This is a genomic window from Streptococcus sp., from assembly GCF_019414905.1.
Classification (GTDB): domain Bacteria; phylum Bacillota; class Bacilli; order Lactobacillales; family Streptococcaceae; genus Streptococcus.
On the sequence record NZ_DXLC01000220.1, the window covers coordinates 1 to 19500 of the forward strand.

Here is a 19500-nt window from a genome sequence, read left to right on the forward strand (position 1 = left end):
TACTGAGCGATTGTACGGTCAGATGAGAAGAATCCTGCTTTAGAAATGTTAACGATAACTTTATCCAACCATGCGTCACGGTCTTCGTAGTCAGCCAACATTTGCTCTTTCACTTTGATGTAATCTTCCAAGTCAAGAAGAGTCATGAACCAGTCTTTGTTGATCAATTCATTGTAAAGACGTTCCAAGCGCTCTTTGTTTCCAGCTGCAAGAACTGCATCGCTAACGATGAAGTCAACCAATGGTTTGATAGCTTCACGAGCGTAGAATTCGCTTGATTTGTAAGCTGCTTTTGCGTAAAGGTCGATAACAGTTTCTGAATCTTCACCAAAGATGTAGATGTTTTCATCACCAACCAACTCAGCGATCTCCACGTTAGCTCCGTCCATAGTACCAAGAGTCAAAGCTCCGTTCAACATGAATTTCATGTTACCAGTACCTGAAGCTTCTTTAGAAGCAAGTGAGATTTGTTCTGAGATATCACATGCTGGGATAAGGAAGCTTGCTGCAGTAACGTTATAGTTTTCAACCATAACTACTTGCAAGTGTGGAGCTACTGCTGGATCGTTAGCAATAACTTCTGACATGCAAAGGATCAAGTGGATGATGTCTTGAGCGATTGTATAGGCTGGAGCTGCTTTACCACCAAATAAGATTGTGATTGGACGAGCAGGGATGTTACCAGCTTTGATGTCAAGGTATTTGTGAATCACGTACAAAGCGTTCATTTGTTGGCGTTTGTACTCGTGAAGACGTTTGATTTGGATGTCAAAGATAGAGTTTGGATTGATTTCCACACCTTGGTGTTCTTTCAAGTGACGAGCCAATTTACGTTTGTTGTGAGCCTTGATGCTTTCCAATTTTTCTTTGACAGCTGCTTTGTCTTCATAAGACAAAAGTTTTTCAAGCTCATCTGCTTCATGGTGCCAACCTTCTCCAAGAATCTCATCCAAGTAGTGAGACAATCTTGGGTTAGCATGCATAAGCCAACGACGGAAAGTAATACCGTTTGTTTTGTTGTTGAATTTTTCTGGGTAAAGGTCGTAGAAAGCTTTCAACTCAGAATTTTTCAAGATTTCAGTATGAAGTGCTGCTACCCCGTTAACACTGTATCCGTAGTGGATATCCATGTGAGCCATGTGAACACGTCCGCTCTCATCGATAATTTGAACAGCTGGATCTTTGTATTCTGCTTTCACACGACGGTCCAATTCTTCAATGATTGGTACCAAGTGAGGAACCACTTCTTGCAAGAATTCAAGAGGCCATTTTTCAAGGGCTTCAGCAAGGATTGTGTGGTTAGTGTAGGCAGTCATGCTACGAACGATTGAGATTGCTTCATCAAGTTCAATACCACGTTCAGTCAAAAGACGGATCAATTCAGGAATCACCATTGATGGGTGAGTATCGTTGATTTGTACAACTGCATAGTCAGCAAGGTCATGCAAGTTGCTTCCTTTTTCGATTGCTTCGTCGATGATCAATTGCGCACCGTTTGAAACCATGAAGTATTGTTGGAAGATACGGAGCAATTCACCTTGACGGTCACTATCATCTGGGTAAAGGAAGAGAGTCAAGTTGCGAGCGATATCTGTCTTGTCAAAGTTGATACCATCTTTAATGATTGAAGAATCAACTGAATCCAAGTCAAACAAACGCAAACGGTTTTTCGTAGCTGTTTTGTATCCAGGTACATCGATATCGTAAAGAGTAGATGTCAATGTAAAGTGTGCAAATGGTACTTGGTAGCTACGGCTTGAACGAACCAACCAGTTTTGGTCAGTCAACCAAGCGTTAGGAATTGTTTCTTGTTGGTTGTTTTTAAGAACTTGTTGGAAAAGACCAAAGTGGTAGTTAAGACCAACACCGTCACCATTCAAACCAAGAGTCGCAATTGAGTCGATAAAGCAGGCAGCCAAACGTCCCAAACCACCATTACCAAGAGATGGTTCCAATTCAACTTCTTCAACTTCGATCAAGTCTTTACCTGCAGCAGCAAGTTCTTTTTTGACATCGTCGTAAAGACCAAGGTTGATCAAGTTGTTTGACAAGAGTTTACCAATCAAGAACTCAGCTGAGATATAGTAAACTTTCTTTTTACCAGTGTTGACTGGTTTTTGGCTGCTTGCAAGCTTGCTGTAGTTAAGAAGAGCAAGGTAAAGCTCTTCATTGCTACATTCTGCAATGGTTTTATTGTAACGATTTTGTACAAATTCTTGTAGTGATAACATGTTTAAGGTGTCTCCTGATATTGTATTATTTCTTTAATTCTACCAAATTTTCATTAATTCGTCGATAGATTGTTGTCAAGTCAAGCAAACCTTCCTCGACAGCTGGTGTCAATTGATCTTCAGTCATACGCCAAGACCAGTTTCCACCGAGGGTAGATGGGAAGTTCATACGAGCTGTCTCATCCAATTCTAGCAAATCTTGCATAGTTGCAATTGCCATGAAGCTAACTGATGAAAAGACTGTACGAAGCATAGCGTGTGGAACTGTTTCGTATTCTTTACGGTTAGTATAGCGAGCCATGTACTCACGAGTCGCATCATCAATCTCGTTACGGTACCAACCAAGGACCGTGTTGTTATCGTGAGTTCCTGTGTACATAACTGAGTTAGCAGGTGCCAAGTGTGGGCTATCGATACTTTCGTCTTCTGGATTGAAGGCAAATTGAAGAATCTTCATTCCTGGGAAGCCAGTACGTTCACGCAACTCAATAACTTCATCTGTCATGAAGCCAAGGTCTTCTGCGATGATGTTTAGCTCACCAAGTTCTTCCTTAACGGCTGCAAAAAGCTTGTAGCCCGGACCTTTCACCCACTCACCAGGTGCTGCTGTATCGGAACCAGCAGGGATTTCCCAGTAAGATTCGAAGCCGCGGAAGTGGTCGATACGAACGATATCATAGATTTTGAAGCTTTCACGCAAGCGTTCAATCCACCATTTATAGCCGTCTTTGTCCATTGCTTCCCAATCATAGATTGGGTTACCCCAAAGCTGACCAGTTGCAGAAAACTCATCTGGTGGGCATCCTGCGATGCAAGTCGCCTTACCGTTGACATCTGTCTTGAAGAGATGTGGATTTGCCCACATATCGCTTGAATCTTCCGCTACGTAGATTGGCATGTCCCCAACGATTTCGATGTGGTTGTCGTTAGCGTAAGCTTTCAATTTCAACCATTGTTGGAAGAAGAAGTATTGAGTCACACGGTGGTAAACCAACTTGTCTGCCAATTGCTCACGGTAGCTTTCAAGTGCTGAAGCTTTACGAACGCGAGCATCAGCATCTGGCCATTCAGTCCAAGCAAGATTTTCAAAATGCTCTTTGATAGCCATATACTCAGCAAAGAGCTCAAGCCATGATTGGTTGTCTTGAGCAAATTTCTCAAAATCTTTAACATCTCCAACTTCAAAGAAACGTTTCACCGCTTTTTCTAAAAGAGGACGACGTGCATAGTAGATTTTAGCATAATCAACTTCAGACGCATCGCTACCAAAGTCAACTCCTTCAAGGTCACTTGCTTCCAACAAACCTTGCTCCACCAAGATATCCAAATCGATAAAATGAGTGTTTCCTGCGAAGGCTGAGAAAGATTGGTAAGGAGAGTCTCCGTAACTAGTTGTTCCTAGTGGAAGGATTTGCCAGTAACGTTGTTTCGTGCGAACCAAGAAATCAACGAAGTCGTAAGCACTTTGACCAAATGATCCGATTCCGTAGGCTCCTGGGAGAGAAGAGATGTGCATCAACACACCACTTTGACGTTTTTTCATAAACAACACCTCGTGTATTTGTAGTTTAATTTTTCATTTTTGGGCGCAAACGTTTGCGTTAAGATAAGTATACTTCATTTTTGGAATAATTGCAAGCGGTTTTAAAAAAACTTTTTGATTATTTTTAAAAAAAACTTGTCCTTATTTATGTATACATATACATTTTTTCTTTTCTATTTACAAAATCTTCTTCAACTACAAATAGAAGGCTCAACTTAGCCTACTTTTGGTCTAGAGCAATTTATTTTTTGTTCAAAATCTAGGCAATCGTTTCCCTAAATAATTTCAGTAAAAGCATGAAAATATATTTTCTAACTTTTCTTCTATTATAAACAAATAAAACGCTTACCCTTTCCGTGAAATTTTTTTAAAATTTTTACAAAAAACACTTGCAACCGTTTTCTATTTGTGCTATACTAGTCCCATAAAGGAAAACGTTTGCGTTTCCTCATTATAAAATTTGTTATTCTTTAGGAGGAATACACTATGTCATCTAAATTCATGAAGAGCGCTGCTGTGCTTGGAACTGCTACACTTGCTAGCTTGCTTTTGGTAGCTTGCGGAAGCAAAACTGCTGATAAACCTGCTGATTCTGGTTCATCTGAAGCGAAAGAAATCACTCTTTACGTTGAGGACCAATACAAAGCTTATGCTGAAACAGTAGCTAAAGCTTATAAAGAACAATCAGGAACAACAGTTAACATCAAATCTGGTGACCAAATGGGTGGGCTTGACAAACTTTCTCTTGACAACCAATCAGGTCAAGCTCCTGACGTTATGATGGCTCCATACGACCGTGTAGGTAGCCTTGGTACTGACGGACAACTTTCAGAAGTGAAATTGAGCGACGGTGCTAAAACAGATGATAAAACTAAATCTCTTGTAACAGCTGCTGACGGTAAAGTTTACGGTGCTCCTGCCGTTATCGAGTCACTTGTTATGTACTACAACAAAGACTTGGTAAAAGAAGCTCCAAAAACATTTGCTGACTTGGAAAACCTTGCTAAAGATAGCAAATACGCATTCGCTGGAGAAGATGGAAAAACTTCTGCTTTCCTAGCTGACTGGACAAACTTCTACTTTGCATACGGACTTCTTGCTGGTAACGGCGGTTACGTATTCGGACAAAACGGTAAAGACGCTAAAGACATCGGTCTTGCAAACGACGGCGCTATCAAAGGTGTAGAATACGCTAAAACTTGGTATGAAAAATGGCCTAAAGGTATGCAAGATACTGAAGGAGCTGGAAACCTAATCCAAACTCAATTCCAAGAAGGTAAAACAGCTGCTATCATCGATGGACCTTGGAAAGCTCAAGCCTTCAAAGACGCTAAAGTAAACTACGGTGTTGCAACTATCCCAACTCTTCCAAACGGAAAAGACTACGCAGCATTTGGTGGTGGTAAAGCTTGGATCATCCCATCAAGCACTAAGAACCTTGAAGCTGCTCAAAAATTTGTAGACTTCCTTGTTTCAACTGAACAACAAAAAGCCTTCTACGATAAAACTAATGAAATCCCAGCTAACACTGAAGCTCGTTCATACGCTGAAGGTAAAAATGATGAGTTGACAACAGCTGTTATCAAACAGTTCAAGAATGCTCAACCAATGCCAAACATCTCTCAAATGTCAGCTGTTTGGGACCCAGCTAAAACAATGTTGTTTGAAGCTGTAAGTGGTAAGAAAGATGCTAAAACAGCTGCAAACGATGCTGTAACATTGATCAAAGAAACAATCAAACAAAAATTTGGTGAATAAGAAATTTGTTCAAGGGGGGTGGAAATCAAATCCCCCTTTGAATTTATCAACAAAAACACAAATAGTTTAGGTTTTATCTAGAAACCAGTATCCTATGAAAGGAGTTATTATGGAAAAGCAACAACCTAGTAAAGCAGCCCTGCTGTCTATCATTCCTGGGTTAGGACAGATTTACAATAAACAAAAGGCCAAAGGTTTTATCTTCCTTGGTGTAACCATCGTATTTGTCCTTTATTTCCTAGCACTTGCAGCCCCTGAATTGAGCAATCTCATCACTCTTGGTGACAAGCCAGGTCGTGACAATTCCCTCTTTATGCTGATTCGTGGTGCCTTCCATTTAATCTTTGTAGTCGTTTATGTACTCTTTTATTTCTCAAATATTAAAGATGCACATACAACTGCTAAACACATTAACAATGGTATTCCAGTAGCACTTACCTTTAAAGAAATGGTCAAAGGAATCTATGAAAATGGCTTCCCTTACCTCTTGATCATTCCATCTTATATTGCCATGACTTTTGCAATCATCTTCCCAGTTATCGTAACCTTGATGATTGCCTTTACTAACTACGACTTCCAACACTTACCACCAAACAAATTGTTGGACTGGGTTGGTTTGACGAACTTTACGAACATCTGGAGTTTGAGTACCTTCCGTTCTGCCTTCGGTGCCGTTCTTTCTTGGACTATCATCTGGGCTTTGGCTGCCTCAACTTTACAAATCGTAATCGGTATCTTCACAGCTATCATTGCTAACCAACCATTTATCAAAGGAAAACGTATCTTTGGTGTTATTTTCCTTCTTCCTTGGGCTGTCCCAGCCTTCATCACTATCTTGACATTTTCAAACATGTTTAACGATAGTGTCGGAGCCATCAACACTCAAGTCTTGCCAATCTTGGCTAAATTCCTTCCTTTCCTTGATGGTGCTCTTATTCCTTGGAAAACAGATCCAACTTGGACAAAAATTGCCTTGATTATGATGCAAGGTTGGCTTGGATTCCCATACATCTACGTTTTGACTTTAGGTATCTTACAATCTATTCCTAACGACCTTTACGAAGCAGCTTATATTGACGGTGCTAATGCTTGGCAAAAATTCCGCAACATCACTTTCCCAATGATCTTGGCTGTTGCAGCACCTACTTTGATTAGCCAATACACCTTCAACTTTAACAACTTCTCTATCATGTACCTCTTCAATGGTGGAGGACCTGGTAGTGTCGGAGGTGGAGCTGGTTCAACCGATATCTTGATCTCATGGATTTACCGTTTGACAACAGGTACATCTCCTCAATACTCAATGGCGGCAGCTGTTACCTTGATTATCTCTATCATTGTCATCTCAATCTCTATGATCGCATTCAAGAAACTACACGCATTTGATATGGAGGACGTCTAAGATGAATAACTCAATTAAACTCAAACGTAGACTGACTCAAACCCTTACTTACCTCTACTTAATTGGCCTATCAATCGTGATTATCTATCCACTTTTGATTACCATCATGTCAGCCTTTAAAGCAGGTAACGTCTCAGCCTTTAAACTAGATACTAATATCGACCTCAATTTCGATAACTTTAAAGGCCTCTTCACTGAAACCTTGTACGGTACTTGGTACCTCAATACTTTGATTATCGCCTTGATTACCATGGTTGTTCAAACAAGTATCATCGTACTTGCTGGTTATGCCTACAGCCGTTACAACTTCTTGGCTCGTAAACAAAGTTTAGTCTTCTTCTTGATTATCCAAATGGTGCCAACCATGGCCGCTTTGACAGCCTTCTTCGTTATGGCACTTATGTTGAACGCCCTTAACCACAGCTGGTTCCTCATCTTCCTCTACGTTGGTGGTGGTATCCCAATGAATGCTTGGCTCATGAAAGGCTACTTCGATACAGTGCCAATGTCTCTAGACGAATCTGCAAAACTAGACGGTGCAGGACACTTCCGCCGCTTCTGGCAAATTGTTCTTCCACTTGTTCGCCCAATGGTTGCCGTACAAGCTCTCTGGGCCTTCATGGGACCTTTCGGGGACTACATCCTCTCTAGTTTCTTGCTTCGTGAGAAAGAATACTTTACTGTTGCCGTAGGTCTCCAAACCTTCGTTAGCAATGTGAAAAACATGAAGATCGCCTACTTCTCAGCAGGTGCTATCCTCATTGCCCTTCCAATCTGTATTCTCTTCTTCTTCCTACAAAAGAACTTTGTTTCAGGACTTACAAGTGGTGGTGACAAGGGATAATATATCCCCGCCACCCTTTTTCATTTTGAAGCTTGTGACTATAAAAATATCCTTGTAACAAGCAATTTTTCTCCTAGACTTGAAATAAAGCGCATTTCTCTATATAATAATACTCATATAGAAAACACCTTTTAGAAAGATACCTATGCTTCCATATCCATTTTCTTATTTTTCAAGTATTTGGGGATTTCGTAAGCCCCTATCCAAACGTTTCGGGCTCAACTGGTTTCAACTTCTCTTTACCAGTATCTTCCTTATCAGCTTGTCTATGGTACCAATTGCCATTCAAAACAGCTCCCAGGAGACTTATCCGCTAGAAACCTTTATCGATAATGTCTATGAACCATTGACAGATGAGGTTGTTCAGGACCTCTCTGAACACGCTACAATTGTTGATGGCACATTAACTTATACTGGAACAGCTAGTCAAGCATCTTCTATTGTGATTGGTCCAAGTCAAAGTAAGGAACTACCTAAGGACTTGCAACTGCATTTCGATACGAATGAGCTCGTCATCAGCAAGGAAGGTAAGGAACTGACCCGCGTCTCTTACCGAGCCATTGAGACTGAGAGTTTCAAAAGCAAAGACAGCTTAACCCAAGCGATTTCTAAAGACTGGTACCAACAAAATCGTGTCTATATCAGTCTCTTCCTAGTTCTCGGTGCAAGCTTCCTCTTTGGTTTGAATTTCTTTATCGTCTCTCTAGGGGCTAGTCTTCTCCTTTATATCACTAAGAAATCACGCCTCTTTTCATTTAAAACCTTTAAAGAGTGCTACCATTTTATCTTGAACTGTTTAGGATTGCCGACTCTGATTACGCTTATTTTGGGATTATTTGGCCAAAATATGTCAAACCTCATCACTGTACAAAACATTCTTTTTGTCCTTTATCTGGTCACTATCTTTTATAAAACGCATTTCCGTGATCCAGATTACCATAAATAGGAGATTTTTATGCCCGTTACGATTAAAGACGTGGCCAAGGCTGCTGGTGTTTCGCCTTCAACCGTAACCCGTGTTATTCAAAATAAATCAACCATTAGCGACGAAACGAAAAAACGCGTTCGCAAGGCGATGAAGGAACTCAATTACCACCCCAACCTCAACGCTCGCAGTTTGGTAAGTAGCTATACCCAAGTTATCGGCTTAGTTCTTCCTGATGACTCAGATGCCTTCTACCAGAATCCTTTCTTTCCATCAGTCCTACGTGGCATTTCTCAAGTCGCCTCTGAAAACCACTATGCCATTCAGATAGCAACAGGGAAAGATGAGAAGGAGCGTCTTACTGCCATCTCACAAATGGTCTATGGTAAACGTGTAGACGGTTTAATTTTCCTTTATGCCGAAGAGGAAGATCCTTTAGTCAAACTGGTGGCTGATGAGCAGTTCCCCTTCCTCATCCTCGGAAAATCTCTGTCCCCCTTCATTCCACTTGTCGATAATGACAACGTTCAAGCTGGCTTTGATGCGACTGAATATTTCATCAAAAAAGGCTGCAAGCGAATTGCCTTTATTGGAGGGACTAAGAGACTCTTCGTAACACAAGACCGTTTAACAGGCTATGAGTCAGCACTCAAACAGTACCAACTGCCTCTTGATAGTAACTTGACCTATTTTGCGAACGAATTTCTGGAAGAAAAAGGTTATCAATTCAGTAAGCGTTTGTTTAAACACGATCCTATGATTGACGCTATCATCACAACTGATAGCCTCCTAGCTGAAGGGGTCTGTGACTACATCGCTAAGCACCAACTGGATGTCCCTGTTCTCAGCTTCGACTCAGTCAATCCCAAGCTCAACTTGGCAGCCTATGTCGACATCAATAGCCTAGAACTTGGTCAAACATCATTTGAAACGATTCTTCAGATTATCAACGATGCTAAAAGCAATAAACAAATTTGTTACCGTCAGTTAATCGCTCACAAAATTATCGAAAAATAAAAACCAGCTCGCGCTGGTTTTTTTGGTCACTAATTTTCTGTTTCAACGAATCGTCCCAGAATATGAACATTCTCAGATACAGAGACAAAGGCGCCTGGATCCACCTGTTTCATAATCTGTTTAAATTCATTAAACTCTGCACGTGTAATGACAGTGATTAAAACTGCCTTTCTCTCGTGATTATAGGTTCCTTCTGCATCGTGGATCATGGTTGCTCCGCGGTGCAATTTTTTATGGATTTTTTCAATTACCTTCTCTGGATGATTGGTCACAATCATAGCCTGCATGCGTTTTTGCTTGGTAAAGACCGCATCTGTCACCCGGCTAGAGACAAAGATGGTAATCATAGAGTAGAGAGCGTATTTCCAACCAAAGGTCAAACCTGCTATCAGCATGATGGTTCCATTTACCAAGAAAGAAATACTACCGACATTCTTACCCGTTTTCTTGCGAATGGTCAGACTGACGATATCCGTCCCACCACTGGAGATATTGTTGCGAAGAGCAAAACCAATCCCCAAGCCCATGACAACACCCCCAAAAAGGGCATTGATAATGGGATCCTCCGTCAAGGTCGCCACAGGGACAAACTGGATAAAGAAGGAACTCATGGACACCGTGATAAAGGTAAAGACGGTGAACTTATGCCCAATCTGATACCAAGCCAAGACCATCAAAGGAAAATTAATGGCATAGAAGGTCAGCGAAATCGGAATATGAAAACCAAACCAGTGATTACTCAAAGCAGAAATAATCTGTGCCAGACCTGTCGCACCACTCGAATACACATGTCCTGGTTGGAAAAAGAAATTGACCGCTACTGCTGATAAAAAACCATAGACCAGAGAAGCTGAAATCTTCTCATCATACTTTTCTCGAGAGATGCTTTGTAAGACACGTAAAATTTTTATCTGATGAGCAAAGCGGCGCAGATAATAGCGCCACCGCTTAATTTGTTTTGCTTGTTTCATCTTCTTCTACTTGTAAGCTGAGTTCCTCTAGTTGTTTGAGAGCTACTGTTGAAGGAGCTTGTGTCATTGGGTCAGTTGCCTTGTTGTTCTTAGGGAAGGCAATAACTTCACGGATATTTTCTTCTCCTGCAAGCAACATGACAAAACGGTCAAGCCCAAGAGCCAAACCACCGTGTGGTGGGAAACCATAGTCCATAGCTTCAAGAAGGAAACCAAACTGATCATTTGCTTCTTCAGATGAGAAACCAAGAGCCTTGAACATACGTTCTTGAAGGTCTTTTTGGTTGATACGAAGGCTACCACCACCAAGCTCATAACCGTTCAAGACGATATCGTAAGCAATAGCACGAACCTTAGCCAAATCGCCTTCTAATTCGTGAGCAGTCTCTTCCTGTGGAAGAGTAAATGGATGGTGGGCGCTCATGTAGCGGCCTTCTTCTTCAGACCATTCAAACATTGGCCAGTCAACCACCCAAAGGAAGTTAAATTTATCGTTATCAATCAAACCAAGCTCTTTGGCAATACGTCCACGAAGGGCACCGAGTGTTGCATTGGCCACTTCAAGCGTATCTGCCACAAAGAGAACCAAGTCCTTGTCCTCAAGCGCAAGTGCTGCTGTCAATTCTGCTTGGATGCCAGTCAAGAACTTGGCAACTGGTCCGTTTAATTCTCCATCAACAACCTTAACCCAAGCAAGACCTTTGGCACCATATTGTTTGGCTACTTCCGTCATCTTGTCGATGTCTTTACGGGAATAGTTGTCCGCAGCGCCTTTGACTACAATTGCTTTTACAGCAGGTGCTTCTGAAAAGACTTTAAAGTCTACACCTTTGACCACTTCTGTCAAGTCTTGAAGCAACATGTCAAAACGGGTATCTGGCTTGTCAGAACCATAAAGAGCCATAGCATCATCGTATTTCATACGAGGGAATGGCAACGTCACTTCGATGCCTTTAGTTTCTTTCATGACGCGCGCAATCAAGCCTTCTGTGATATCTTGGATTTCTTGCTCAGTAAGGAAAGATGTTTCCAAGTCGACCTGGGTGAACTCAGGCTGGCGGTCACCACGCAAGTCCTCATCACGGAAACATTTGACGATTTGGTAATAACGGTCAAAACCAGCATTCATCAACAATTGCTTAGTGATTTGTGGACTTTGAGGAAGAGCATAAAAATGCCCTTTATTGACACGAGATGGTACCAAATAGTCACGCGCCCCTTCAGGAGTTGACTTAGAAAGGAATGGTGTCTCCACGTCGATAAACTCCAATTCATCCAAGTAGTTGCGGATAGAGTGGGTCACCTTAGCACGAAGTTTGAGATTTTCCAACATTTCTGGACGACGAAGGTCAAGGTAACGGTAACGCAAACGCGTATCGTCATTAGCCTCAATCCCATCCTTAATCTCAAATGGGGTTGTCTTAGCTGTATTAAGCACTGTCAGAACTGTCACGTTTAACTCAACTGCACCAGTTGGTAACTTATCATTGGCTTGCTCACGCGCAGCGACCTGACCAGTCGCCTCGATAACAAATTCGCTACGAAGGCTTTCAGCTGTTGTCATGACCTCTGCAGAGACTTTTTCAGGGTTGATAACCAACTGCATGATTCCTTCACGGTCACGAAGGTCGATAAAGATCAAACCACCAAGGTCACGACGACGGCCTACCCATCCTTTCAAGGTAATTTCTTGTCCGATGTGTTCCTCACGAACACGACCAGCATACATACTACGTTTCATTGTTTCTCTCCTCTTTTATTCTGTTACTATTTTACCATAAAAGCGCAGGCTCTTCATGAAAATCAGCAGAAAAGTTTGTCAGTCTTTAAAAATCAGGTAAAGTCCCTAAAAATTAGCGCCCATACAAAAAATCCGATGAAGTTCACCGGACTCTTTTATTTTGAATTGTTGCCTGCTTTACGCTTTTCAGCGATTTCGGCTGCCTTTCGAGGCAAGACAATTTCCGTTATGTAAGCCGTCCCAAAACGCAAGACACCTGCAATAGGGGCAAAGACAACTGCTAGATAGTTGTAGAAGAAATCGCCCTTAAAGGCATAAGCTAGCGCTCCAATGATGAAAAATAGAACGACTGCTTGAATCACTGCTAATAAAATTACTCGTTTCATGTGACCTCCTGACTCTATTATAGCATGAGTATCATCAAAAAGCCGATTAAATTATTCAAAGCGTGGAGAGAAATACTGTAGACCAGACCTTTTCTGCTAATATAAGCCAAGCCCAAGCTAAAACCAAGACTAGTATAAACTAAAAATTGTTGCACATCACCTGGGAAATGAATCAAGGCAAAGATAATACTAGATATTAAAAGAAAAATCAGGGTTTGTTTACTATTGTCCTGCTTAGGAAAGAGATAACGTGCCAACATCCCTCTAAAGATAAGTTCTTCCGTCAAAGGAGCAAAGACCACTACCATAAAGAAACCAAAGACAGGCTGAGCAACTGTCAGCTGTGATACAGTTTGTTGATTGACAGACGGATCATCTGGTAAAAAGAACTGGGCTGTAATCGCCACTAGCAAAACCAAAGCAGGCAACCAGATATAACGATTAAAAGCAGTCGTCTGGATGCTAACCTTTTCTGTCTGATACCATCTGTAAACTCCATAAACATAGGCCCCTGACAGGGCGACATAAAGTGGTAAGACTCCAAAGATTGAAGCCCCTAGTCCAAGAGCTGACAGCGCCATGCTCTGAACCAGACCATAGATAAAGTAAAAGGATAGAATGGCTAGAAGAAACCAGCCAAGATTTTTAAGTAATTTCATAAAGAACTCCTATCTTGCTTTATAGCTGTTTTTCAATACAAAGAGATTTGCTATTCCTAACACAAGTACCCAGGCAAGTAACATACCAATATTAGAAAAAGATATTTCCCCACCTTTTTTATTTAAAAGATTTACAATTGGACCAATAAAAGAGTAATCCAACACTTTTTGAACCGTATCATTTTGAAGAGCAAACATGGGTAAAAAAGAGACGATAAACATAGGAAAGATACTATAAACTTGCGCTTTAGACTGAGTATCTGACACCGCACCGATTAGAAGGTTGAGAAAAATAACACTAATAGTTGCTAGGACCAAATAGATAACATAGGCAAATAAGTAACCTGATACATCCACTTTAAGATAGATTGGTAGTGAAATCATTCCAAGCAACATAATCAACATAGGGAGAATGAGCATACTGAAAGTATATTCTGTTGCTGTCACACCACTTAGGATGAGTGATTTAAGATTGCGCTTTTCCTTATCTTCTGCCATCATAATCGATACCATATAACCACTTCCCATGCTCAAGACCATCGTCAAACTCATAGAAAGGAAATACGTACTCAATTCTCCACTCTTGTTTAAGAACTCATTATATAGAACAGTCGCTCCAAAAGGCATCAATAGAGTCGCCAACAAAGTTGAATTGCTGATAAGAACTTGTAATCTTAACCATAGTAGGGCATTTAATTTTCTAAACATCTAACTTTTCTCCTGTCAATCTGATAAAGATTTCTTCTAGTGTCGGCTCACAAGAGTGAACCACCATCAAATCTGTCGTGTCTAAATGTGGCAATTCTTCAAATGGAACTATCTGTTCTCGTCCATCGTTATAAACCACATGTACTTTCTTATCCACATGGTACTTCTGGATAATATCTTGTGGACTTCCATACTCTATTAAGTTCCCCTTATTCAAAAGAGATAAGCGATCACAAAGCAGAGTTGCTTCATTCATATCATGCGTGGTCAGAAAGATAGTTGTCCCCGCCTGCTTTAATTCTTGAAGTAGGGTATGAATCATCTTAGATGTTGTAGGGTCTAAGCCACTAGTTGGCTCATCTAGAAAGAGAATCTTAGGAGCATTCAGAAGGGCACGGGCCAAGAACATTCGTTGTTTCATTCCTGTAGATAGTTTTTCTGCGATAATATCTTTAGCATCTGCCAATCCAACCTGTTTGAGCACCTGATTTACTCTATCTGACTTGAGGCCATATAACTTAGCGTAAATGAGCAGATTTTTGTAAAGGCTCATCTTTTCATAAAAACCACTGCCATCACTAACAATACCAATTTGTTCCAAATCATTTGAGGTTAAATCTTGAGAATTCTTGCCTAACAAAACTGTTTTACCTTGATCTGCAGCCAACTGACCTGTCAAGACGTTGATCATGGTTGTTTTACCTGAGCCAGAAGGACCAAGAAAACCAAAGATTTCACCCTCCTTAATCTCAAAAGAAATCTGATGAAGAGCTTTTTTGCTCCCAAAACTTTTGCTTACATTTTCAACACGAATCATAAAAACTCCTTTATTTGAAATAGCGTTTTACCATAGGTAACTGCATCACATTGATATAAATATGGATAGCTCCTACAAGCAAGAAGGCTAGTAGCTGAATCTCTCCTGTCAAGACAGAAATGATAAAAAGAAAAATATATAAGCCTGGTAAGACATACTGATTTAATTGGAATAAAATTCGAAAACTCTGTTCCAAATTAGCCTGACGCTCGCCTTCATCGTAAGAATTGATATAGTCCAATACATCCTTTGGTGTAGAGAAAAATACCAAATCAAACTGACGAACAATCGCAATGGTCTTAAAAAGATATTTTTGAACACTGAAAATCAGCACTAATGCCAAAAAAGAAAGAGGTAAGGTTATATGGCTTCCATTTAGTACAACCATTTCACTTGCTGAGATGAAAAGAGCTAATAAAATCGCTACACTTGCAATATTAAAAGCAATGGTTCCAAACTCGAGATTCCGATACATTTGCACATAATAGGTTTCATTCAGATCATCATCCATTTCCTCTTGATACAAGGAATGAAATTTTCTGCTTTTCTTTAAGAAATTGAATGTCAAAAGTATGCTAATGAAACCTAACAGTAAACAAATAGCTGATATCCAGGGTATCAAGATTTTTACATCTAACATAATTCCGTGGGATTCGGCAACAGCCTTAAACATCCCTACAAAAATGCCCAAGAAAAATCCCAAGACAACAACCATTAAAAACAACAATCCACGTTTCTTTTTCTTTTCCATATTCATTCTCCTTATTCACTTGCTAGATTTTTGGATTTCTTTTCAATCCAGTCAATTACTGGTATGAGGGCAAAATAGGCCCAAATAAATTGGTCACTCTGATAGGGACTAAACCAGCCTAAGTCTATCCCAATTAATAGAAATATGCTGACTAATAGAGCTGCGACAACTACATAATAAACCACTTTATACTTGTTCATCACTCGTCCTCCTCCAAGCGAAATACCGATTCGACTGTTTCGTTGAAAATCTGAGATATTTTCAAGGCAATCACAACGGACGGGGTGTATTCGTCCCGTTCTAATAGGCTGATAGTCTGTCTGGAAACCTCTGCTAGCTTGGCTAGGTCGGTTTGATTGAGGCCATCGCGAGCCCGCAGCTCTTTTAGACGATTTTTTAGTTGCATGTTACACACCTACTTTCCTTCAAATTCAACGGTTTGGATATCCTCAATGCGTTGTAGTTTGAATTTTTCTTTCCCCTCTTTATCAACACTACGTAGTTTGACCCATTCCTCATCAACATCCACAACTTCCCATAAAGATGTTCCAAACACTTGTCCAACGATTGTTGGATTTTTCCCAATTAATTCTTGCAATAATCTTGACATTTCTATATTTCCTTTCTCTTTTCGCTCAAGCTTTTTGATTTTATTCTCTAGTTTCTTGATTTTTTTAGAATTATTAGAATAAAAGAAAATCATAAATAGTATAAATACTACCCACATCATAGCTCCTTTCTGCTTTCTATTTCTTAACTTGCTTACATTGTAACACATCTTTTTCTTTTTGACAAGCATATTTGTCAAAAAGTTTATGATTTTTGTCATTTTGCAAAAGAAAAAGGTCAGGAGTAGGTTCCTGACCAGTTTTTCTACTATTAAAATCCTAATTTTTCAAAGATTTCTGAGAAGTTTTGACTGATTGTCTCAAGTGACACTTGCACTTCTTCTCGGGTTTGGTTGTTCTTAACCGTTACTTGTCCGCTTTCGACTTCGCTCTCTCCTAGGGTGATGAGGGTCTTAGCCGCAAAGACATCGGCTGACTTGAACTGAGCTTTGAGCTTACGGTTGAGGTAATCACGCTCTGCTTTGAAACCTTGTTGGCGAAGGGCTTGTACCAACTCCAAGGCCTTGACATTTGCCCCTTCTCCCAAGACTGTGATATAGACATCTAGGGCGTTTTCGATAGGGAGGGCCACACCTTGCTTTTCAAGAATGAGAAGCAGACGCTCTACACCAAGTCCAAAACCAAAGCCAGCAGTCTCAGGGCCACCAAAGTAGGCAACCAAACCATCGTAACGACCACCCGCACAGACTGTCAAGTCATTGCCCTCAATCTCTGTGATAAACTCGAAAATGGTGTGGTTGTAGTAGTCCAGACCACGCACCATATTGGTATCGATGATATAGTCTACTCCAAGATTTTCCAACATCTGACGCACAGCATCAAAGTGTGCTTGGCTTTCTTCATCAAGGAAATCCAAGATAGACGGTGCATTCTCTACAGCCACCTTGTCTTCTTTTTCCTTAGAGTCCAAGACACGAAGAGGATTTTCCTCCAAACGACGTTGGCTATCCTTAGACAAGGTCTCCTTGAGCGGTGTCAAATAGTCAATCAAGGCTTGACGGTAGGCCGCACGACTCTCAGGATTCCCAAGAGTGTTAAGATGTAATTTGACACCTTGGATACCGATTTCTTTCAAGAAATGGGCCGCCATCGCGATTGTTTCCACATCGGTAGCTGGATTGCTAGATCCAAAACACTCAACACCAATCTGGTGGAACTGGCGCAAACGCCCTGCCTGTGGACGCTCATAACGGAACATAGGGCCCATGTAGTAGAACTTACTTGGCTTTTGCACTTCTGGAGCGAAAAGTTTATTTTCCACATAGGAACGGACAACGGGCGCTGTTCCTTCTGGACGGAGGGTAATATGACGGTCACCCTTGTCATAGAAATCGTACATTTCCTTGGTTACGATATCCGTTGTGTCTCCGACAGAGCGACTGATAACCTCGTAGTGCTCAAAAATAGGCGTGCGCACTTCTGCGTAGTTATAGCGCTTGAAAATTTCACGGGCAAAGCCCTCAACGTACTGCCACTTGGCAGATTCAGCAGGTAAAATATCCTGCGTTCCTTTTGGTTTTTGTAATTTCATAGGGAATCCTCTTTAAACTTAATAGTCTTATTTTACCATAAATAGAGGGATTAAGACAGTATGAAAAAAATTAGGATTTAGATATCATTTTTGAGATTAATAACTGTCAAAAGAATAGCTAGCAAGGAAAGACCAACAAATAGCATCCAAGTCAACTGTATATTCCATACAGCTACAAGTGAAAAACAGGCTGTTCCCACAGGTATGGATAAGGTAAACAAGAGACCTAAAAAATTACTGGTACGAGCTAGAACATCTGGAGCTAGATTTTTCATGAGCAGGGCACTAATCTTTGGTGAAACTTTACCAGACACATACAGAGTTAAAAAGAGAAATAGCAAACCAAGCACGACTTGATTGAATACGTTAGCCAGACCAATTAGACTGAGTCCTATGGTCGCCCACATCATCAATCTAGGCAAGGACTGCTTCCCAAAATAATCATTGCCCGTAAGGCTACTGATGATGACTGCTACTAAAGAACAGACTTGACTGATAAATAGTGCCTCTGTGTAAGAAAAGTCCAAAAGAGAATGGCTCAAAAAGAAGATATTGTAGATGCCTCCTAAGGAACCACCCAAGGCATTGATAAGTAAGACAGCAAAGATCATGAATCCAAAGTTTTTCTGTCCACCTTTAAGAAAAACGAGGCGTAAATTTCGATAAATTGTTAGGAACTGGTCTTTGATAGAAAGCTTCTCATTTTTTAGGTTTTCACCATCAGCAGATGACATTGACAGGCTCAATTTGCTTTTTCCTAAAAAGAGAATAGAGGCTGATACGAGGAAAAAGCAGGCATTGATTCCCGCAACGAGAGAAAAATTGTTGACCGATAGACCTAAGAGCCAAACTCCAAAAGCTTGACCACCAATAGCTGAAATATAGGTGATGAACTGGGAAAAAGAATAAGCTTCCATCAAATCCTCTTCAGCTACTTTTTCCTTAATGAGAGGCATGCGCAAGCCACCTGCAAAATCACTGATGACATCACTAATGACATTGATTAAACACAGGCTAGAAAAGGCAAATAGACTAGCTTGCTGGACAACTAAAGCTGCTAGAAAAAATAAAACCGCCTGAAACAAACCGCTATAGACCATCCATTTGACCTTGTCCCTCGTGTAATCTGCCCGAATCCCTACAAAAACTGTAAAGAGAGTCGGAAGAATCATGACAATATTCGCCATAGCAACAGCAAAGGAGGCTTGTGGCAGGGTCGATGCATAGACGATAAAGACCAGATTAAAAATTGAAGCACCAAAAGCATTGAAGAAGCGTGACAAAGTCAAGAGACGATAAGCTTGATTTCTGAACAATAGTTTCATAGATAATCTCCCTTCTTGTTCAAATACTCAATGAAAATCAAAGAGCAAACTAGGAAGCTAGCCGAAGGCTGTACTTGAGTACGGCAAGGTGAAACTGACGTGGTTTGAAGAGATTTTCGAAGAGTATAAGTTTTATGTGAAGTATGACTATAGTATAGCACTTAGAAATTCTAGAGGAAAAACTTTTGAATATATGCAACAAACAAAATGAGCAAAAAAACGATATAACTTCTTTGATAACCTGTGAGAGCTCAACAATTCC

Annotated in this window: 19 protein-coding genes; 5 read left to right on the forward strand and 14 right to left on the reverse strand. The window is 40.6% G+C overall.

What is annotated here, in order from left to right; all coding sequences use genetic code 11:
• Together glgP and malQ are read right to left on the reverse strand one after the other, a co-directional pair.
• Positions 1-2231: glycogen/starch/alpha-glucan family phosphorylase (glgP, locus tag QZ359_RS06715; RefSeq protein ID WP_293964564.1), on the reverse strand; the 2231-nt coding region annotated here is incomplete at its 3' end.
• Positions 2232-2256: 25 nt separating this feature from the next.
• Positions 2257-3774, reverse strand: coding sequence for a 4-alpha-glucanotransferase (malQ, locus tag QZ359_RS06720; protein ID WP_084891153.1), 1518 nt, complete (start codon positions 3772-3774; stop codon positions 2257-2259).
• A 486-nt stretch (positions 3775-4260) separates the two neighbouring features.
• Between malQ and QZ359_RS06725 the strand changes: the two genes are divergently transcribed.
• The 5 genes from QZ359_RS06725 (at position 4261) to QZ359_RS06745 (ending at position 9720) form a co-directional block, all read left to right on the forward strand.
• On the forward strand, positions 4261-5532 hold the full coding sequence (locus QZ359_RS06725) for an extracellular solute-binding protein (protein WP_000095466.1): 1272 nt from the start codon (positions 4261-4263) through the stop codon (positions 5530-5532).
• A gap of 109 nt (positions 5533-5641) precedes the next feature.
• Positions 5642-6934, forward strand: a complete 1293-nt coding sequence (locus QZ359_RS06730) for a sugar ABC transporter permease (protein ID WP_203176218.1) — start codon at positions 5642-5644, stop codon at positions 6932-6934.
• Position 6935: 1 nt separating this feature from the next.
• On the forward strand, positions 6936-7778 hold the full coding sequence (locus tag QZ359_RS06735) for a sugar ABC transporter permease (protein ID WP_001065648.1): 843 nt from the start codon (positions 6936-6938) through the stop codon (positions 7776-7778).
• A 145-nt stretch (positions 7779-7923) separates the two neighbouring features.
• The gene (locus tag QZ359_RS06740; protein WP_203176216.1) at positions 7924-8724 is read left to right on the forward strand and encodes a DUF1189 domain-containing protein; all 801 of its coding nucleotides are present in this window, start codon (positions 7924-7926) and stop codon (positions 8722-8724) included.
• Between the two features lie 9 nt (positions 8725-8733).
• Complete coding sequence (locus tag QZ359_RS06745; protein WP_033675771.1) at positions 8734-9720, forward strand: LacI family DNA-binding transcriptional regulator; 987 nt, start codon at positions 8734-8736, stop codon at positions 9718-9720.
• 29 nt (positions 9721-9749) lie between these two features.
• On the opposite strand, the gene QZ359_RS06750 is transcribed toward QZ359_RS06745, so the two are convergent.
• The 12 genes from QZ359_RS06750 to QZ359_RS06805 form a co-directional block, all read right to left on the reverse strand.
• Positions 9750-10691: a YitT family protein gene (locus tag QZ359_RS06750; protein WP_223330846.1), complete on the reverse strand. Its 942-nt coding sequence runs from the start codon at positions 10689-10691 to the stop codon at positions 9750-9752.
• A complete protein-coding gene (gene aspS, locus QZ359_RS06755) occupies positions 10669-12432 on the reverse strand; it encodes an aspartate--tRNA ligase (RefSeq protein WP_293964574.1) in 1764 nt (587 codons plus the stop codon). Before aspS ends, QZ359_RS06750 begins: the two co-directional genes overlap by 23 nt.
• 155 nt (positions 12433-12587) lie before the next feature.
• On the reverse strand, positions 12588-12818 hold the full coding sequence (locus QZ359_RS06760; RefSeq protein WP_000832181.1) for a hypothetical protein: 231 nt from the start codon (positions 12816-12818) through the stop codon (positions 12588-12590).
• Between the two features lie 17 nt (positions 12819-12835).
• Complete coding sequence (locus QZ359_RS06765; RefSeq protein WP_293964575.1) at positions 12836-13477, reverse strand: type II CAAX endopeptidase family protein; 642 nt, start codon at positions 13475-13477, stop codon at positions 12836-12838.
• Between the two features lie 9 nt (positions 13478-13486).
• Positions 13487-14185, reverse strand: a complete 699-nt coding sequence (locus QZ359_RS06770; RefSeq protein ID WP_050261012.1) for an ABC transporter permease — start codon at positions 14183-14185, stop codon at positions 13487-13489.
• On the reverse strand, positions 14178-15002 hold the full coding sequence (locus QZ359_RS06775) for an ABC transporter ATP-binding protein (RefSeq protein WP_293964576.1): 825 nt from the start codon (positions 15000-15002) through the stop codon (positions 14178-14180). Before QZ359_RS06775 ends, QZ359_RS06770 begins: the two co-directional genes overlap by 8 nt.
• 10 nt (positions 15003-15012) lie before the next feature.
• On the reverse strand, positions 15013-15753 hold the full coding sequence (locus QZ359_RS06780) for a DUF3169 family protein (RefSeq protein ID WP_293964577.1): 741 nt from the start codon (positions 15751-15753) through the stop codon (positions 15013-15015).
• 11 nt (positions 15754-15764) lie between these two features.
• Positions 15765-15953 (reverse strand): hypothetical protein, encoded by a 189-nt coding sequence (locus tag QZ359_RS06785; protein WP_001046148.1) that lies wholly within the window; start codon positions 15951-15953, stop codon positions 15765-15767.
• Complete coding sequence (locus tag QZ359_RS06790) at positions 15953-16159, reverse strand: helix-turn-helix transcriptional regulator (protein ID WP_136937426.1); 207 nt, start codon at positions 16157-16159, stop codon at positions 15953-15955. The genes QZ359_RS06785 and QZ359_RS06790 overlap by 1 nt, the downstream gene beginning before the upstream one ends.
• A gap of 9 nt (positions 16160-16168) precedes the next feature.
• On the reverse strand, positions 16169-16633 hold the full coding sequence (locus tag QZ359_RS06795) for a hypothetical protein (protein WP_136937378.1): 465 nt from the start codon (positions 16631-16633) through the stop codon (positions 16169-16171).
• Complete coding sequence (gene hisS / locus QZ359_RS06800; protein WP_268717667.1) at positions 16633-17913, reverse strand: histidine--tRNA ligase; 1281 nt, start codon at positions 17911-17913, stop codon at positions 16633-16635. The genes QZ359_RS06795 and hisS overlap by 1 nt, the downstream gene beginning before the upstream one ends.
• A gap of 77 nt (positions 17914-17990) precedes the next feature.
• Complete coding sequence (locus QZ359_RS06805; RefSeq protein WP_293964579.1) at positions 17991-19238, reverse strand: transporter; 1248 nt, start codon at positions 19236-19238, stop codon at positions 17991-17993.
• Positions 19239-19500 lie beyond the last annotated feature (262 nt).

Bases quoted from the DNA above. Each gene is read 5' to 3' on its own strand.
- QZ359_RS06750 (WP_223330846.1), bottom strand. From the start codon at position 10,691: ATGAAACAAGCAAAACAAATTAAGCGGTGGCGCTATTATCTGCGCCGC.
- malQ (WP_084891153.1), bottom strand. From the start codon at position 3,774: ATGAAAAAACGTCAAAGTGGTGTGTTGATGCACATCTCTTCTCTCCCA.
- QZ359_RS06805 (WP_293964579.1), bottom strand. From the start codon at position 19,238: ATGAAACTATTGTTCAGAAATCAAGCTTATCGTCTCTTGACTTTGTCA.
- aspS (WP_293964574.1), bottom strand. From the start codon at position 12,432: ATGAAACGTAGTATGTATGCTGGTCGTGTTCGTGAGGAACACATCGGA.
- QZ359_RS06730 (WP_203176218.1), top strand. From the start codon at position 5,642: ATGGAAAAGCAACAACCTAGTAAAGCAGCCCTGCTGTCTATCATTCCT.
- QZ359_RS06740 (WP_203176216.1), top strand. From the start codon at position 7,924: ATGCTTCCATATCCATTTTCTTATTTTTCAAGTATTTGGGGATTTCGT.
- QZ359_RS06725 (WP_000095466.1), top strand. From the start codon at position 4,261: ATGTCATCTAAATTCATGAAGAGCGCTGCTGTGCTTGGAACTGCTACA.
- QZ359_RS06775 (WP_293964576.1), bottom strand. From the start codon at position 15,002: ATGATTCGTGTTGAAAATGTAAGCAAAAGTTTTGGGAGCAAAAAAGCT.
- QZ359_RS06785 (WP_001046148.1), bottom strand. From the start codon at position 15,953: ATGAACAAGTATAAAGTGGTTTATTATGTAGTTGTCGCAGCTCTATTA.
- QZ359_RS06780 (WP_293964577.1), bottom strand. From the start codon at position 15,753: ATGGAAAAGAAAAAGAAACGTGGATTGTTGTTTTTAATGGTTGTTGTC.
- QZ359_RS06765 (WP_293964575.1), bottom strand. From the start codon at position 13,477: ATGAAATTACTTAAAAATCTTGGCTGGTTTCTTCTAGCCATTCTATCC.
- hisS (WP_268717667.1), bottom strand. From the start codon at position 17,913: ATGAAATTACAAAAACCAAAAGGAACGCAGGATATTTTACCTGCTGAA.
- QZ359_RS06735 (WP_001065648.1), top strand. From the start codon at position 6,936: ATGAATAACTCAATTAAACTCAAACGTAGACTGACTCAAACCCTTACT.
- QZ359_RS06790 (WP_136937426.1), bottom strand. From the start codon at position 16,159: ATGCAACTAAAAAATCGTCTAAAAGAGCTGCGGGCTCGCGATGGCCTC.
- QZ359_RS06770 (WP_050261012.1), bottom strand. From the start codon at position 14,185: ATGTTTAGAAAATTAAATGCCCTACTATGGTTAAGATTACAAGTTCTT.
- QZ359_RS06760 (WP_000832181.1), bottom strand. From the start codon at position 12,818: ATGAAACGAGTAATTTTATTAGCAGTGATTCAAGCAGTCGTTCTATTT.
- QZ359_RS06745 (WP_033675771.1), top strand. From the start codon at position 8,734: ATGCCCGTTACGATTAAAGACGTGGCCAAGGCTGCTGGTGTTTCGCCT.